The sequence below is a fragment of the Aeromonas sp. FDAARGOS 1411 genome, assembly GCF_019047125.1.
In the GTDB taxonomy this organism is placed as follows: Bacteria; Pseudomonadota; Gammaproteobacteria; order Enterobacterales; family Aeromonadaceae; genus Aeromonas; species Aeromonas veronii.
Genome location: NZ_CP077214.1, coordinates 37,816 through 51,733 on the forward strand (window position 1 = coordinate 37,816; position 13,918 = coordinate 51,733).

Sequence of the window (13,918 nt, forward strand, 5' to 3'; positions counted from 1 at the left end):
GGTGGCCTTGTTGTTTTACGATGGAGGCAGGATCAATCCTGGAAGTAGGTGCCCCAGCCATCGTAATCCACCCCATATTTTTCCAGGATGGGCAGCATCTTGGCGATATCGGCAACGATCGCTTCGACATTCAGCTTGCACTCGATGGTGGCATCGAAGCAGAAGATGGTGGCGCCGTCATCCAGCTCCATCTCTTCGGCATCGGTCACTTCAAAACCGGCCTTGAACAGGTCAACCGCTGCTTTTTCCAGACGGTCGAAATCCTGGCAGGCGAAGTGGTGCTCGATGTCGTAATCCGCATCGGGATTGCTGCCATCGGCCAGCAGTTCGTTGACGATCTCGGTGGTCTCATCACGCCACTCTTGCATATTCAGACTCATGTTGCCTCCAGGCGGTATCATTGCGGCAAAGCATACTCGCAGAGTGGATTCGGCTCAATGCGGCGGACCCGCTGAACCTCGAATTTCCATCATATTGGCGCAGACTGCAGGGTGTTCAGAGGCCAGCAAGTGCGTGAAACGGGACTAGGATGGATAATAAATGGCCGCTTCGTTCGGTTGTTGAGCGAACGCACTTTTTATCGTGCCATCATGGTTGACACGCTGCGCTGGAAAGGGTTTAATGCGCGCCGTTGCCCAGATAGCTCAGTCGGTAGAGCAGGGGATTGAAAATCCCCGTGTCGGCGGTTCGATTCCGTCTCTGGGCACCATAATTCCTCCTTAGTTCAGTCGGTAGAACGGCGGACTGTTAATCCGTATGTCACTGGTTCAAGTCCAGTAGGAGGAGCCAAATTCGAAAAGCCCGCTCAATTGAGCGGGCTTTTTCATTTCTAATTGCTGTTGCATGCCGCCAAAAAGAGCGTTGCGCCACAGGTGGCACTGAACAGCAGCATTCCGGTCTGCAGCATGCTGCCAGGGCATGGCTTCTTCTCTCTTTTTCTAGCCCTGATCCACTTCGGTTTCATCACATTCCCTTATCCATTTTGTCGGCCTGAATGGCTGCACTCCTGTGCAGGCGAGCCATCTTTGTTGAATGGCGCCATGGCGTCAATCTCCCCTGCAAAACAATTAATTCAGCACTGTTGAAGAGCGGCTTGTCTGGTGCTGTTTCGACCTTTAAGCCATTGTTAACATTTTGGAAAACCGGAGTGACCCTGTGGCTGGGCGGGGATATGATGGGGTCAATGATGTTCCCATCCTGACGGAGAGACCCCAGATGAACAGCCCCTTGAGCTATGTACTGGACGGCATTCATTGCGAGCCGCACTTTTTTACCGTTCCCCTCGATCATGATGAGCCGGATGGTGACAGCATTACCCTGTTTGCCCGCACCCTCTGCCGTAAAGACAAGATCGATGAGAAGTTGCCCTGGCTGCTGTTTCTGCAAGGGGGGCCGGGATTCGGGGCTCCGCGCCCGACGGCCAACAGTGGTTGGCTCAAACGGGCGTTGCAGGAGTTCCGAGTGCTGCTGCTGGATCCGCGTGGCACCGGGGTGTCGAGCCCCATCCACGGGCAGAGTCTGGCCAAAATGACCCCGGCCGAGCAGGCGGAGTATCTCGGCCATTTTCGCGCCGACAGCATAGTGCAAGATGCCGAGTTCATCCGGCAGGAGCTCAGCCCCAAGCATCGCTGGAGCCTGCTTGGTCAGAGCTTTGGCGGTTTTTGCTGCCTGACCTATCTCTCGCTCTTCCCCGATAGCCTGCGGGAGGTCTATATCACCGGCGGCATCGCGCCGATTGGCCGCAGCGCCGAGGAGGTTTACCGCGCCACCTATCAGCGGGTGGCTGACAAGAACCGAGCCTTCTTCGCCCGCTTCCCCCACGCTCAGGGGATTGCCAACCGGTTGGCTAACCATCTGCACCAGCACGATGTGCGGCTGCCCAACGGCCAGCGCCTGACGGTGGAGCAGTTCCAGCAGCAAGGGCTGGAACTCGGCGCTACGGGTGCTTTCGAGGAGCTTTATTACCTGCTGGAAGAGGCCTTTATCGGCGACAAGCTGAGCCCGGCCTTCCTCTATCAGGTGCAGAGCATGCAGCCATTCAATACCAACCCGTTGTTTGCCATCCTGCACGAGGCTATCTACGCCGAAGGGGAGGCAACTCGCTGGGCGGCGGAGCGGGTCAGAGGGGAATTCCCGGCGGTGAACTGGGCACCCGGCAAGGATTTCGCCTTCACCGGCGAGATGGTTTACCCCTGGATGTTCGAGCAGTTCCGCGAGTTGCTGCCCCTGAAAGAGGCGGCTCATCTGCTGGCCAACAAGGCGGACTGGGGGGTGCTCTATGACCCGGCACAACTGGCCCGCAACCAGGTGCCGGTAGCATGCGCCGTCTATGCCGAGGATATGTATGTGGAGTTTGACTACAGCCGCGAGACCCTGCGTGGACTTGGCAACAGTCGCGCCTGGATCACCAATGAATATGAGCACAACGGTTTGCGTGCCGATGGTGAAGCGATTCTTGATCGTCTGATCACCCTGAATCGGGATCGCTGAATCGTCCGGTAAGGTAGCAGACAACAGGGACCACGGCCCCTGTTGTTTTTTATCAGCTTTTTACCTCTGGTTTGGGGGTATCAGGTTGTGATGGTGGGAGTTGTGGCAACACGATCTGCGGCTGCTCACCGGTCAGGCTCTTGAGGTAGGCAGTCATATCTTCGGCTTCCTGATCTGTGAGGCGCTGCCCCAGCTGGATATCAGCCATGATCTGGACTGCCTCTTTCAGATCCCATACTGCACCATCGTGGAAGTAGGGATAAGTCAGCTCGATATTACGCAGGGTGGGTACCTTGAACCAGCCGATGAACTGCTTCTCTCCGGTGACGGCACCGCGACCCTGAGCCGGGTTGTCCGTTTTGTAACTCTTGACCAGTCCCATCTTCTGATAAGAGTTGCCGCCGATAGCGACCCCGTTGTGGCATGCCGTGCATCCTTTGGCTTTGAACAGCTCATACCCTTTCAGCTGTTGTGCGGTCAGTGCCTTGCTATCCCCTTTCAACCAGCGGTCAAACGGGGCATTGGGGGTAACCAGGGTCTCTTCAAAAGCAGCGATGGCATCGGTGACCTCGTCAATGCCGAAGTTGTCCTTGCCATAAACGGCGCTGAAGCGGGTACGATAGCCAGGCAGGGTATGCAGAGTTTCGACCGCCAGATTGTGGGTAAATGCCATCTCCAGTGGGTTGGCGATGGGGCCCGCCGCCTGCTCTTTCAGATCCTTGGCGCGACCATCCCAGAACTGCACGAAGTTGAGGCTGGAGTTGAGTACGGTCGGTGAATTAATAGGGCCCACTTTCCATTTATGGCCGAGTGAGCTGACTTGATTATCCACCCCTCCGGTCGCCAGGTTATGGCAGGAGTTACAAGAGATTGCGCCGGATTTGGAGAGTCTTGGCTCGAAAAACAGCATCTTGCCCAACTCGACTTGTTCCGGGTTTGTCACCTTGGCTGGTTCCACGGGCTGTATGGGTTCATTCGCCCAACCGGCACCGGGTAATATCAGTGCCACTAGCAAACAATATTTTCTCATTGCGTCATCTCCCTTGAAGCTGTTTATGCCTGCAAGACAAGGATGACGTTAAAGCGCTGTTCATTAATTGATCGAAATCAGGCTTGCTTGATTATTTACAATAAAAACAATCACATATGATTTTTGGCAAAATGAGGGCAGGATAATTAAGAGGAGAGTATGGAATTAGCATCATGTCTGGATTATGTGCGAAGCAAAGAAAATGAACAGGCGATTAATTAGATTGCTGTCATTGAATAAAGCGATTATTCAATATGCTTTGCCATTCTGCCGTTAAATAAATACCTATCAAATGCATCATTAATAATAAACCGACAGGATGAGCAAATTGTACCCTGCGTTTCAACACCCTCTGTCGTCTTGTTCTTTGGAGCGGCGCCGGATGGTCGTGCTTTTCAATCAAGATAAGGATGTATGATGAGAAAGTCTCTGTTGGCCTGCTCCCTGTTGCTGTGCCCTGTCGTGTTTGCTGCCACCCCCCATTGGGAATATAGCGGTGAGGCGGGGCCTGCCCACTGGGCCAAGCTGACCCCTGAGTTTGGCCAGTGTGCGGGCAGCAATCAGTCGCCGGTTAACCTGACCGGATTGGTCGAGGCCAAACTGGCCCCGCTGGTACTCCACTATCAGGCGGGTGGCAACAAAGTGGTCAACAACGGTCATACCGTGCAGGTTGGTTATACCCCGGGCAGCACTTTGCAACTCGATGGCACCACGTTTGAGCTCAAGCAGTTCCACTTCCACGCCCCGAGCGAAAACCTCATCGAGGGTAAATCCTATCCGCTGGAAGGGCATCTGGTGCACGTCAGTGACAAGGGAGAGATCGCCGTGGTGGCGGTGATGTTCGAGGCTGGCAAGGCCAATCCGGCGCTGGCGGCTGCCTGGAGTGCATTACCGGCTAAGGTGGGGGAGATCCAGGCCCTCAAGGCGCCGCTCTCTGCTGAGCAACTGCTGCCCGAGAATCGTGACTACTATCGCTTCAGCGGTTCCCTTACTACGCCTCCCTGCTCGGAAGGAGTGCGCTGGCTGGTGATGAAGCAGCCGGTTGAGGTCAGTCAGGCCCAGATCGACGCCTTCAAGGCGGTGATGCACCACCCCAATAATCGGCCGGTGCAGCCCCTCAATGGGCGCGTGGTGCTGCAATAACACAGCGTTGCAATAGCGCAGTAGATAGCAAAAACAACAAGAGGGCCGTCAGGCCCTCTTTTACATGGCGAGGTATCGGTGTGCGATTACAGGCTAGCAGCGATGCGGGCGCCGAGGGCCGCGTTGTTCAGTACCAGCTGGATATTGGCCGCCAGCGAGTTGCCGCCAGTCAGCTCGCAGACACGGGCCAGCAGGAAGGGGGTAGACGCCTTGCCCTTGATCCCCTGCTCGTCCGCTTCATGGAGCGCCCGGGCAATGGCTGCGTCGATATCAGCTTTCGGCATGGCGTGTGCGGTCGGGATGGGGTTGGCCACCACGGCGCCGCCCGCCAGTCCCAGCTCCCACTTGAGGCGCAGCGCCTCGGCGATGGCCGCCGGGGTATCGAGGCGATAATCGACCTTGAAGCCGCTCTCGCGGGTGTAGAAGGCTGGCAGCTCCTCGGTTTGATAGCCGATCACCGGTACGCCCTGGGTCTCCAGATACTCCAGGGTCAGCCCGATATCGAGTATCGACTTGGCTCCGGCGCAGACTACGGCCACCGGCGTTTGTGCCAGCTCCTGCAGGTCGGCTGAGATATCGAAGGTCTCCTGCGCACCGCGATGTACCCCGCCGATCCCGCCGGTGGCAAAGACCCGGATCCCCGCCATGGCGGCGATGATCATGGTGGAGGCGACCGTGGTGGCCCCCATCCCCTTGCGTGCCAGCACGAACGGAATGTCGCGGCGGCTGCACTTGGTAACCGCATGGCCAGCCCGACCGAGGGCCTCCAGCGCACCGGCATCCAGTCCCACCTTGAGGCGGCCATCGAGGATGGCGATGGTGGCTGGAATGGATCCGTTATCGCGCACCACCTGCTCCACCTGACGGGCCGTCTCCACGTTCTGCGGATAGGGCATGCCGTGGGAGATGATGGTGGATTCGAGGGCAACCACCGGTTTGCCAGCAGCTAGCGCGGCAGCCACTTCCGGTTGGATATCGAGGTAAGCGTTCAGCATGAGTACTCCTCCAGTATGCGGTCAACGGCGGTCTTGCTCAGACCGGAAAAAACGGTATCGGAACAATTGACGGTGAGGGCGGCGCAGCCCAAGGCAAAGCGGGTGGTTTGGGCAATGTCGAGCTCTTGCAGCCAGGCGTGGGCGAGGCCAGCCATAAAGGCATCCCCGCCGCCGGTGACGTTGAGCACCGGACTACCCAGCACAGGCAGGTGGCCCTGTTGCTCGCCATCGCTGTAAAAGATCCCCTGTTCACCCAGACTGAGGAACAGTCGCTTGACCCCGGCGCGGTGGAACCAGGCGGCCACCATGGGCCAGGTTTCGGGCCCGGCGATGGTCATGCCGCACAACTGCTCGGCTTCACTGCGATTGGGTTTGAGGGTGTGGATCTTGCCGAGCCAGGGGCGGATCTTCTCCACCTTGGCCACCGAAACGGTATCGACAAAGATGGCGTGCTCTCCCTGCCGCTCGAACAGCCAGTCGAGGGTGTGGATGGCCAGATTGGTGTCGAGCACCCAAAGCCGGGCACCGCCGAGAAAGCCACCGAGCGGGGTCAGGCGGGCAGGGGTGAGCTGCTCTATGATGGCCATGTCGTTGATGGCGCAGCTCATTTCGCCGCTGCCATCATGCAGGCTGAGGTAGCAAGAGGTAGTGTGGCCATCGAGCACCAGGGTCTGGCGCACATCGACGCCGGCCCGCTGGCTTACCTCCAGCAGATGATGACCATACTGGTCGTTGCCGACCGCTGTAAGCAGCCGGGTGTCGCTGCCGAGCCGCGCCAGATTCTCGGCGATATTGCGGCCAACACCACCTGCCGAGGTGCGCACCTTGCCCGGGTTGGAGTCGCCGAGCAGCAGGTTGTCATGGCTGGTGCCACAAATATCCATATTGGCACCGCCGATCACCACTACGTAGGGGCCTTCTCGCAGTACATAACCTCTGCCTTGCACATATCCCTGCCGGATCAGGCTGGAGATGTGGCTGGCCAGCGCGGAGCGGCTGATGCCGAGGCGATCGGCCAGATCCTGCTGGGCAATCATGGGATCCTGACGCAGCAGGGCTAGGATCTCTTGTTCACGCTCAGTCATAGACAAACATCCATTTACAAACGTTTGTCCATTATTGCTGGGAAACGTTTGCTGGCTATCGGCTTGTACAAAATTTGTCGGCTTGCGCACAAAAAATCGACATTCAAAGCTGGGTTGGCAAGCGGTTTAGCCGGGGAGGGGACTTTTAACGGGTCGGTGGCCCTGCAACGGCTTATAATGGCCGTCGCAAGATGAGGAGAGATGATGGAAAAGAGTGCATTCTGCTGCGTGGGGTTGGTCAATCCCAAGTCCCCGGAAAATGTCGGTTCCGTGATGCGGGCTGCGGGTTGTTACGGGGTGGACGAGGTCTACTACACCGGCAACCGCTTCGAGCTGGCGCGCCGCTTTGCCACTGATACCAAGCAGATGGTGGAGAAGATCCCGCTGCTCGGGGTGGATGATCTGATGGCGTTTATCCCGCAGGGATGCGTGCCCGTGGTGGTCGATCTGATCGACGGCGCTACACCGCTCCCCGACTATGTCCATCCGGAACGCGCTTTTTATATCTTCGGGCCGGAGGATGGTACGCTCGATCCTGCCCTCTATGGCGCGGTGAAAGATGTGGTTTATGTGCCGACCAGTGGCTGTATGAATCTGGCCGCCTCGGTCAATGTGATCCTCTACGACCGCTTGGCCAAGGGAATGAGGGGAGAGTAATTAGCGCAACGTTATCATTCAGTCTGCAGGACTGGCAGCCACTTTCTGTTCCAGTTCTTCGATAAAACCCTGATAGTAGTCATAGAGCTGATAGTGCTTATAGATCTCTGCCAGACCCCCGCTGCGGATCAACTCAACCATTCCCTTATCCCAGAGCTGTAACATCCGGTTGCCTTGCTGGGTATCGGCAAAAATGGGATAGGTCGGGATCCAGCGCAGGAAGACGCGATGCAGCTCGGGAGGGATAGCCTCATCCACATAGAGCACGCCGGCAGTGAGGTAAAAGCGATATCGCTCTTTACCAAGCAGTTGCAGGGCCAGCTCATCGCTGTCAATTTCATGCCACTGCATGGTGACCGCAATGTACTTGTCGAATGCCCAGCCCCGCCGCCATATCACGGTTTGCCCTTCCAGACTTTTCTCCCCTTGCCACTGGGGTTGCCATTTCTTGAGCATGAACACGGTCAGGTCATCCGCTGATGCCGGATAGCGAGATTGCTGGACGCCGGATACTTCATCGCGATATACCCCCATGGCGATATCTCCCCCTTTTTTTGCAATGACAGCGAGAGCGCGCTTATAGGGCACAATATGGGGGGTTACCTGATAGCCGTGAGGCTGGTAGATGGCTCGCACCAGATCCAGATAGAGGCCTTTGCCATCCTTTTGACAAAAACCGGGCCAATCATCGCAATAAACGTCAATAGACTCTGCCCGGCAATTCGCCGCAGTGAACAGACAACAGAGCAACAGACAGATGCGTAGCATGGTCAGAGCTGGCCTCGCTGGGGCAGAGGAAAAAACACTGATACCCTACTTTATACCATGGCATTGATGGCGACGGCGTACAGAAAAAATCCCTGATGTTCATTTTGCGACAGGGTCGAGAGTTATTTTCAATCTGATGGTTATGATGAACTCAAGATTCAATAGTACCCCAATCAGTAGAGGAGACTGCATTATGCCATCGATCAAAACTCTGCTTTGTCCTGTCGATTTTTCCCAAATGTCCCGGGCGGTACTCGACTATGCCGTATTCATGGCGCAGAGCCATGAGGCCCAGCTCAAGCTGATCCATGTCGTAGACCAACTGCACGGCTTTGACAGTTACAAAATTCTTCATATGACAGCCGTTGAGATCACTCACGAAATGGAGCGTCAGGCCAGAGCCCAACTCAAAGAGCTGATTGCCACCCTGCCTATTCCGGCAACGTTTGATATTCGCTTTGGTAGGGCAGCGGATGAAATCATTATCCAGGCCAAGGAAGACGAGGTTGAACTGATCGTTATGGGGAGTCACGGCCGCTCCGGCATCAGCCATCTGCTGGTAGGCAGTGTCGCCGAGTCTGTGGTGCGTCATGCACCCTGTCCGGTACTGGTGGTGCGCCAATAACGCGCCACGTTTAGTGTGAAAAGCGTAACAAACAAGGCCAGCGATTGCTGGCCTTGCGTTTTCTGGTGTTGTGCCCGCTAGCCGTGGGCGTAGATGACACTCCCTCCCTTGATGGTATCTATGATGGCTCTGGCCTGCTCTTTGGGCAGGGCGGGGCAACCCCAGCTGCGGCCCAGCTTGTCATATTTGCGCAGATGGGTCGGGCTGGCATAGGCGGCGCCGTGTACCACGATGGCACGCTTGCGGGCATTGCAGTTTTTACCCGGTGACAAGCCATCGAGTCGCAGCGAATAGCCATGCTTGCCCTGATAGGTTTCCGCCGTGCGATAGACGCCAAGAGAACTTTGCCGAGAGTTGAGCTGGTTAGAGAAGCGTTCAGCATCCAGTTCACCGGAGTTGCGGCCATGGCTGACCCAGGTGTGATAAAGCAGCTTGTGGCGTTTCATATCGATGACAAACAGTCTGCGCTGGGTGGATGGCTTGCTGTAATCGATGATGGTGAGAATGGGTTTGCGTTTGTGGCGCACAGTTTGATAACTGTTGAGTGCCTGACGAAAGGTCTGTTTATCCAGCTTGCCGGCCAGACCCAGTTGACGATAGAGGCTCTGATCCCAGCTGGCATCTGCCGTACTGCTCCAGATGAGTGATATCAACAGCAGTGGCAACAGCAGCCATCCGCGTTGCCAGTCTATGTTCCCGCGCGCTTGTCTCATCCGTGAATATCTCCTTGTCACACTCTGTCAACGACGCGGATATTGCCATCAATCCGCTCGATAGTTATATGCAAGGTGCTGAAAAGGCGCAATAAAAAAACCGGCCGCAGAGCGGCCGGAAGTAATTCAAACAGTAGACATTGGTATCACAGGGTATAACTGACTTCCAATTACTTAGAAGTTGTACTGCAGGGCAACCGCGACTACGTCATCGGTGTTCTTGCCCAGAGAGTTGGTGGACTTGCCATCTACGGAGTCCAGCAGGTTCAGCTTGTAATCAACGTAGGCGTTGAAGTTGTCGGTGAAGTTGTACCAGGCACCGATAGATACGTACTCGGTGTAGGTATCATCGATACCACGAGCGGAGTCTTTCACGTCAGTGCGCAGGTAGGCCAGAGAAGGCTTGAACTTGCCGATGGTGTACTGGGCAACGGCTTCGTAGCCATCCATCTTCTCGGCGTAGCCGTTGTTGACGAACAGGTGGTCTTCACCGTGGGAGTAGGTTGCAGCCAGGTAGAGGTCGCCAGTTGCATATTTGGCGCCGAAGCCCATCAGCTTGGCATCCTTGTCGCCACCGAAGGCGGCATAGCGAGCTTGCTCGTCAGTCTTTCCAGCCTGGTTATAGGCAGCACCCAGGCTCAGGCCCATATCGAAATCGTAGTTGGCAGATACTGCGAAGCCTTCAGCAGAACCTTTGCTATTCCAGCTTTCGCCGTTGTAGGTGTTGCCGTTGAAAGATTCAGTGATTGCACTGCGACCGGCGTTTTGCGGATCGTTGTTACCGGTGAACTGGGCACCCAGAGTCAGACCCTGATAGGTGTAGATGTACTGGGCCAGACCGTTGGTACGGCCGGTGCCGAATACTTCGGTATCTTTGCCCAGGCCGTCACCGCCCCACTCAGGCAGGACGTCGGTATAGTTGTTGACGGCCTTGGTGAACAGACCATCCTGACGACCATAGCTGAATGCGCCGAAACGGTCGTGCTTGATGCCGGCATAGGCATAACGCAGCTCGTCGTTGTCAGAACCGGAAGTCGGCAGGTTGTACTCGGCAAAGCCGAACGCCTTCATCTCGGGAGCAATCTTGGTCTCGCCAGCAACGTGCAGACGGAAGTAGCTCTGGTCACCTTCGGAACCGTTGTCGTCAGTACCGTAGTAAGCACCTTGTGCACGGCCACCGATATCCAGCTTGGTATCGTTCTGGTTGTAAACGGTAGCAGCATGGGCGCCGCTCGCCAGCAGCAGGCTGGAGATGGCAATAGTCAGTGCAGACTTCTTCATATGCGTTATTCCTCTGATGTAAACACTTCCGAACTTGTTGTCGGTTCTGTGAAATCGGAAATAGTCCGATAGCCACACGGTAGGCGTCCCAACCTTGACTGGGCCTGAATCCATCGTTGTTTAATTGAGGTGGCGAGGTCGTTATCAAGACTGGGTGTGACGGTTTTTGACAAGATAAAAAGAGATTAAATTCAATGAATTATTTTCTAGTGACTTTTTTGACATCAAGGCTGTTCTGAGCAACAAGGTCGATGGCTCAAGTTGTGAGCTAGATCACGGAGGGGAGAATGGGTCGGGGAAAACGGGGCGGGAGCCTTGCAAGGCCCCCACCAGTGATCAGATGGGCTTTTGCCACAGGGTCAGCAGCAGATCCTGTTCCAGTTCATTCGGGCCCTGTTGAGCGAAAGCGTGACGCTGCTCACCGGTTGCCCGCCAGCCAAGACGGCTGGTCTCCAGAATAAAGCTGCGCATGGCCTGATCCATGGTAAGGCTGAACTGGCAGCGCTGTTGAGCCACCGGATTGAGGCCGCCGAGGGTTGGCCAGCTGAGGGGGTGTTCCATGCTCACCGGATTGAGGCTGACCCGCAGTTGCCACTGATGGCGCGGGCCCGGCTGCAGATAGAGCAGATAGCCACCGGGGGCCAGCCAGCTGACAAGCTGTTCGGTCTTGACCTTGAGATCGTTGACCAACAGCACCTGAGCAGAACCCGGTTGCAACGGCGCGCGAGCGGGATCGGCAATGACAAACTGGCCGTCCGGCTGCGCTTTTTTGGCGGCAAAGATGGTGTTCTTGGCGATATCAACCCCGGCAAACTGCCAGCCGGGCAGGCGCTCTGCCAGCGCGCGGCAGTAGTAGCCTTCACCGCACCCAAGATGGATCAGCTCTTGTGGGGCCAGCGGAGCGAGCAGGCCGGCCATGGCCTCAACCAGCTGCAATTGGTGCCCGGCTTCCAGGAAATGGTGCTTGGCGCGCATCAGGGCACGGCTGTCGCTGTCTTTGGGGTTTTTCTTGCCGGGGATGAGATCCAGATAACCTTCCGGTGCCGGATCGAAGTGATGCTTGTTGTCGCAATAGCGCCCTTGGGAGGCTTCATGAAGATGGAGCGGACTGCGGCAGCGGGGACATTGAAGGTGCATAGTAACTCTCTGGGCGAATGCCGGAACAGTGAAGGGCGTTCGGGATTATAGGGGAGAGGATCAAAAAAGGCTGCCGTAGCAGCCTTTTTTATCCCAAGGCCTCAGTCAGGCCTGCGGACGGGTCATCAGCGAGTGCCAAATACCACAATGGTCTTGCCGTGAGCAGAGATGAGCTCCTGCTCTTCCAGCATCTTCAGGATGCGGCCCACGGTTTCACGGGAGCAGCCGACGATCTGGCCGATTTCCTGACGGGTGATCTTGATCTGCATGCCATCCGGGTGGGTCATGGCATCCGGCTGTTTGGCCAGGTTGAGCAGGGTCTGGGCGATCCGGCCGGTCACATCCAGGAAGGCGAGGTTACCCACTTTCTGGCTGGTGTGCTGCAGGCGCTTGGCCATCTGGCCAGAGAGACGCATCAGAATGTCCGGGTTGACCTGGATCAGCTGGCGGAACTTCTTGTAAGAGATCTCGGCCACTTCGCAAGAGCCTTTGGCGCGAACCCAGGCGGAACGCTCGGGATTCTCGTTCTCCTCGAACATCCCCATCTCGCCCAGGAAGTCACCCTGGTTCAGATAGGAGAGGATCATCTCTTTGCCCTCATCGTCCTTGATCAAGACGGCCACAGTGCCCTTGACGATGTAGTAGAGGGTCTCCGCTTTTTCACCCGCATGGATCAGGGTGCTCTTCGCGGGATACTTATGAATGTGGCAGTGCGACAAGAACCATTCCAGGGTGGGATCGCTTTGCGGTTTGCCAATAACCATGAGAATTCCTCTGTAGTGTCTTTTTATGGACTTGTGCGTCCGGGCAAGCTGCCAATCTTGCCATTCCTTGTATTAGTCGCAGTAGGATAAGAGCCTTTGTCTGTGCTGACAAGGCTTTGCGCCCTTTTGCAAGAGCCCTTTGGGTAATGCCTGCTGCGCTGCTTCGGCCATTCTAGGGAAGATAGAGGTCGGAGATGTTGATTTTGATCTATTTCCATCCCAACTCCCCCTGTTCGGCAGAGATAAGCGACTGGGTTATGCTAGGGATCCATCATCACGATTAACAGGAGAGAGTGCGAGATGAAAGCCAAGGTCAGCTGGGTGGAAGGGATGAAGTTTGTGGGTGAGAGTGAATCCGGTCACAAGGTGATCCTGGATGGAGCCAACCCCGGTGAGGGGGCCAGCCCGATGGAGATGATCCTGCTGGCGGTCGGTGGCTGCAGCTCTATTGATGTGGTCTCCATCCTAGAAAAAGCGCGCCAGTCGGTGACCGCTTGTCATGTCGAGGTCCGTGGCGAACGGGTTGATAGCGTGCCCCGGGTTTTCGAGAAGATTAATCTGCACTTCGTGGTGACAGGCAAGGGATTGGCAGAGAAACAGGTGGCCAGAGCGGTCGATCTGTCGATGGAAAAATACTGTTCTGTTTCCCTGATGTTGGAAAAAGCGGTACAAATTACCCATAGTTATCAAATTGTTGAAGCTTGATAACGATAGTTTCGTTGGTACCCTGGCATAAGGCCGTCACATGAGGCCTCTGCACAAGGCCATTACATAAGGCCATCACATAAGGAAAGTGCAATGAAAAAATTGATCGCTCTGCTTCCCCTGTTGGGTCTGGCGGCGTGCAGCAGCCCGCAACCTACCCAGTATCAATACAGCCAATACCAGTGTGGCGAAGAGATGCTGGCCATTACCTATGATGCCCAGGCCGACATGGTGCAGTTCCCCTATGCCGGGGTTTACCACAAGCTGGCGCGCGTTGAGTCTGAATCTGGCGCCAAATATTCCGATAGTGTCACCACCTTCTGGAATCAGGACAAACAGGCTCTCCTCACCCAGAAAGGGGTGACGCTGCTGACCTGTACACTTCAATAAGTGACCACAGATAGCTGAAGGTGTGCAGCTTTGTGCCCGGGTCTGGCCTAGGCCGGATTGGGTCAAGAGGTTGAGACCACAAAAAACGGCTTGCCGGGAGGCAAGCCGTTTTTCTATCCATCCGTTATCACTAAA

At 56.1% G+C, this 13,918-nt stretch carries 15 protein-coding genes and 2 tRNA genes; 8 read left to right on the forward strand and 9 right to left on the reverse strand.

Going from position 1 to position 13,918, the window contains the following annotated elements; translation table 11 throughout:
- Positions 1 to 32: 32 nt before the first annotated feature.
- Entirely contained in the window at positions 33 to 368 is a 336-nt protein-coding gene (gene rraB / locus I6L41_RS00080; protein WP_026034893.1) for a ribonuclease E inhibitor RraB, read from the reverse strand.
- A gap of 265 nt (positions 369 to 633) precedes the next feature.
- Between rraB and I6L41_RS00085 the strand changes: the two genes are divergently transcribed.
- The 3 genes from I6L41_RS00085 (at position 634) to I6L41_RS00095 (ending at position 2,490) form a co-directional block, all read left to right on the forward strand.
- Positions 634 to 709, forward strand: a tRNA-Phe gene (locus tag I6L41_RS00085).
- 4 nt (positions 710 to 713) lie between these two features.
- Positions 714 to 789 (forward strand) — tRNA-Asn (locus I6L41_RS00090).
- Positions 790 to 1,215: 426 nt separating this feature from the next.
- Positions 1,216 to 2,490, forward strand: a complete 1,275-nt coding sequence (locus I6L41_RS00095; protein ID WP_216961098.1) for an alpha/beta hydrolase — start codon at positions 1,216 to 1,218, stop codon at positions 2,488 to 2,490.
- A gap of 52 nt (positions 2,491 to 2,542) precedes the next feature.
- On the opposite strand, the gene I6L41_RS00100 is transcribed toward I6L41_RS00095, so the two are convergent.
- Positions 2,543 to 3,520, reverse strand: coding sequence for a cytochrome-c peroxidase (locus I6L41_RS00100; protein ID WP_216961100.1), 978 nt, complete (start codon positions 3,518 to 3,520; stop codon positions 2,543 to 2,545).
- 417 nt (positions 3,521 to 3,937) lie between these two features.
- On the opposite strand from I6L41_RS00100, the gene I6L41_RS00105 reads away from it, so the two are divergent.
- The gene (locus I6L41_RS00105; RefSeq protein WP_216963774.1) at positions 3,938 to 4,663 is read left to right on the forward strand and encodes a carbonic anhydrase; all 726 of its coding nucleotides are present in this window, start codon (positions 3,938 to 3,940) and stop codon (positions 4,661 to 4,663) included.
- 86 nt (positions 4,664 to 4,749) lie between these two features.
- Here the strand turns inward: I6L41_RS00105 and I6L41_RS00110 are convergent, their stop codons facing one another.
- The gene (locus I6L41_RS00110; protein WP_216961103.1) at positions 4,750 to 5,658 is read right to left on the reverse strand and encodes a pseudouridine-5'-phosphate glycosidase; all 909 of its coding nucleotides are present in this window, start codon (positions 5,656 to 5,658) and stop codon (positions 4,750 to 4,752) included.
- Complete coding sequence (locus I6L41_RS00115) at positions 5,652 to 6,743, reverse strand: PfkB family carbohydrate kinase (RefSeq protein ID WP_216961106.1); 1,092 nt, start codon at positions 6,741 to 6,743, stop codon at positions 5,652 to 5,654. Before I6L41_RS00115 ends, I6L41_RS00110 begins: the two co-directional genes overlap by 7 nt.
- Before the next feature lie 204 nt (positions 6,744 to 6,947).
- On the opposite strand from I6L41_RS00115, the gene I6L41_RS00120 reads away from it, so the two are divergent.
- Positions 6,948 to 7,400, forward strand: a complete 453-nt coding sequence (locus I6L41_RS00120) for an RNA methyltransferase (protein WP_216954310.1) — start codon at positions 6,948 to 6,950, stop codon at positions 7,398 to 7,400.
- An 18-nt stretch (positions 7,401 to 7,418) separates the two neighbouring features.
- Here I6L41_RS00120 and I6L41_RS00125 read toward each other — a convergent pair whose 3' ends face one another.
- Positions 7,419 to 8,168 carry an ABC transporter substrate-binding protein gene (locus tag I6L41_RS00125; protein ID WP_216961110.1) on the reverse strand — a complete coding sequence of 250 codons (750 nt, stop codon included), beginning with the start codon at positions 8,166 to 8,168 and terminating at the stop codon, positions 7,419 to 7,421.
- 193 nt (positions 8,169 to 8,361) lie between these two features.
- Between I6L41_RS00125 and I6L41_RS00130 the strand changes: the two genes are divergently transcribed.
- On the forward strand, positions 8,362 to 8,793 hold the full coding sequence (locus I6L41_RS00130) for a universal stress protein (RefSeq protein WP_216952973.1): 432 nt from the start codon (positions 8,362 to 8,364) through the stop codon (positions 8,791 to 8,793).
- Between the two features lie 77 nt (positions 8,794 to 8,870).
- Here the strand turns inward: I6L41_RS00130 and I6L41_RS00135 are convergent, their stop codons facing one another.
- The 4 genes from I6L41_RS00135 to crp all read right to left on the reverse strand — a co-directional run bounded on the left by I6L41_RS00135 (position 8,871) and on the right by crp (position 12,688).
- Complete coding sequence (locus I6L41_RS00135; protein WP_158111356.1) at positions 8,871 to 9,506, reverse strand: murein L,D-transpeptidase catalytic domain family protein; 636 nt, start codon at positions 9,504 to 9,506, stop codon at positions 8,871 to 8,873.
- A 174-nt stretch (positions 9,507 to 9,680) separates the two neighbouring features.
- Positions 9,681 to 10,787, reverse strand: coding sequence for a porin (locus I6L41_RS00140; protein WP_216961114.1), 1,107 nt, complete (start codon positions 10,785 to 10,787; stop codon positions 9,681 to 9,683).
- Positions 10,788 to 11,123: 336 nt separating this feature from the next.
- A complete protein-coding gene (locus tag I6L41_RS00145; RefSeq protein WP_040067988.1) occupies positions 11,124 to 11,924 on the reverse strand; it encodes a putative RNA methyltransferase in 801 nt (266 codons plus the stop codon).
- A gap of 125 nt (positions 11,925 to 12,049) precedes the next feature.
- Complete coding sequence (crp, locus tag I6L41_RS00150; RefSeq protein WP_005335304.1) at positions 12,050 to 12,688, reverse strand: cAMP-activated global transcriptional regulator CRP; 639 nt, start codon at positions 12,686 to 12,688, stop codon at positions 12,050 to 12,052.
- A 300-nt stretch (positions 12,689 to 12,988) separates the two neighbouring features.
- On the opposite strand from crp, the gene I6L41_RS00155 reads away from it, so the two are divergent.
- Positions 12,989 to 13,393 carry an OsmC family protein gene (locus tag I6L41_RS00155; protein ID WP_216961117.1) on the forward strand — a complete coding sequence of 135 codons (405 nt, stop codon included), beginning with the start codon at positions 12,989 to 12,991 and terminating at the stop codon, positions 13,391 to 13,393.
- 93 nt (positions 13,394 to 13,486) lie between these two features.
- Positions 13,487 to 13,783 (forward strand): MliC family protein, encoded by a 297-nt coding sequence (locus tag I6L41_RS00160; protein WP_216961120.1) that lies wholly within the window; start codon positions 13,487 to 13,489, stop codon positions 13,781 to 13,783.
- The last annotated feature ends 135 nt before the right edge of the window (positions 13,784 to 13,918 follow it).

What these genes read in the sequence shown, in the direction of transcription:
- I6L41_RS00130 (WP_216952973.1), top strand. Translation starts at nt 8,362, where the DNA reads ATGCCATCGATCAAAACTCTGCTTTGTCCTGTCGATTTTTCCCAAATG.
- I6L41_RS00120 (WP_216954310.1), top strand. Translation starts at nt 6,948, where the DNA reads ATGGAAAAGAGTGCATTCTGCTGCGTGGGGTTGGTCAATCCCAAGTCC.
- I6L41_RS00115 (WP_216961106.1), bottom strand. Translation starts at nt 6,743, where the DNA reads ATGACTGAGCGTGAACAAGAGATCCTAGCCCTGCTGCGTCAGGATCCC.
- I6L41_RS00100 (WP_216961100.1), bottom strand. Translation starts at nt 3,520, where the DNA reads ATGAGAAAATATTGTTTGCTAGTGGCACTGATATTACCCGGTGCCGGT.
- I6L41_RS00105 (WP_216963774.1), top strand. Translation starts at nt 3,938, where the DNA reads ATGAGAAAGTCTCTGTTGGCCTGCTCCCTGTTGCTGTGCCCTGTCGTG.
- I6L41_RS00095 (WP_216961098.1), top strand. Translation starts at nt 1,216, where the DNA reads ATGAACAGCCCCTTGAGCTATGTACTGGACGGCATTCATTGCGAGCCG.
- crp (WP_005335304.1), bottom strand. Translation starts at nt 12,688, where the DNA reads ATGGTTATTGGCAAACCGCAAAGCGATCCCACCCTGGAATGGTTCTTG.
- I6L41_RS00110 (WP_216961103.1), bottom strand. Translation starts at nt 5,658, where the DNA reads ATGCTGAACGCTTACCTCGATATCCAACCGGAAGTGGCTGCCGCGCTA.
- I6L41_RS00145 (WP_040067988.1), bottom strand. Translation starts at nt 11,924, where the DNA reads ATGCACCTTCAATGTCCCCGCTGCCGCAGTCCGCTCCATCTTCATGAA.
- I6L41_RS00160 (WP_216961120.1), top strand. Translation starts at nt 13,487, where the DNA reads ATGAAAAAATTGATCGCTCTGCTTCCCCTGTTGGGTCTGGCGGCGTGC.
- I6L41_RS00140 (WP_216961114.1), bottom strand. Translation starts at nt 10,787, where the DNA reads ATGAAGAAGTCTGCACTGACTATTGCCATCTCCAGCCTGCTGCTGGCG.
- I6L41_RS00135 (WP_158111356.1), bottom strand. Translation starts at nt 9,506, where the DNA reads ATGAGACAAGCGCGCGGGAACATAGACTGGCAACGCGGATGGCTGCTG.
- I6L41_RS00155 (WP_216961117.1), top strand. Translation starts at nt 12,989, where the DNA reads ATGAAAGCCAAGGTCAGCTGGGTGGAAGGGATGAAGTTTGTGGGTGAG.
- I6L41_RS00125 (WP_216961110.1), bottom strand. Translation starts at nt 8,168, where the DNA reads ATGCTACGCATCTGTCTGTTGCTCTGTTGTCTGTTCACTGCGGCGAAT.
- rraB (WP_026034893.1), bottom strand. Translation starts at nt 368, where the DNA reads ATGCAAGAGTGGCGTGATGAGACCACCGAGATCGTCAACGAACTGCTG.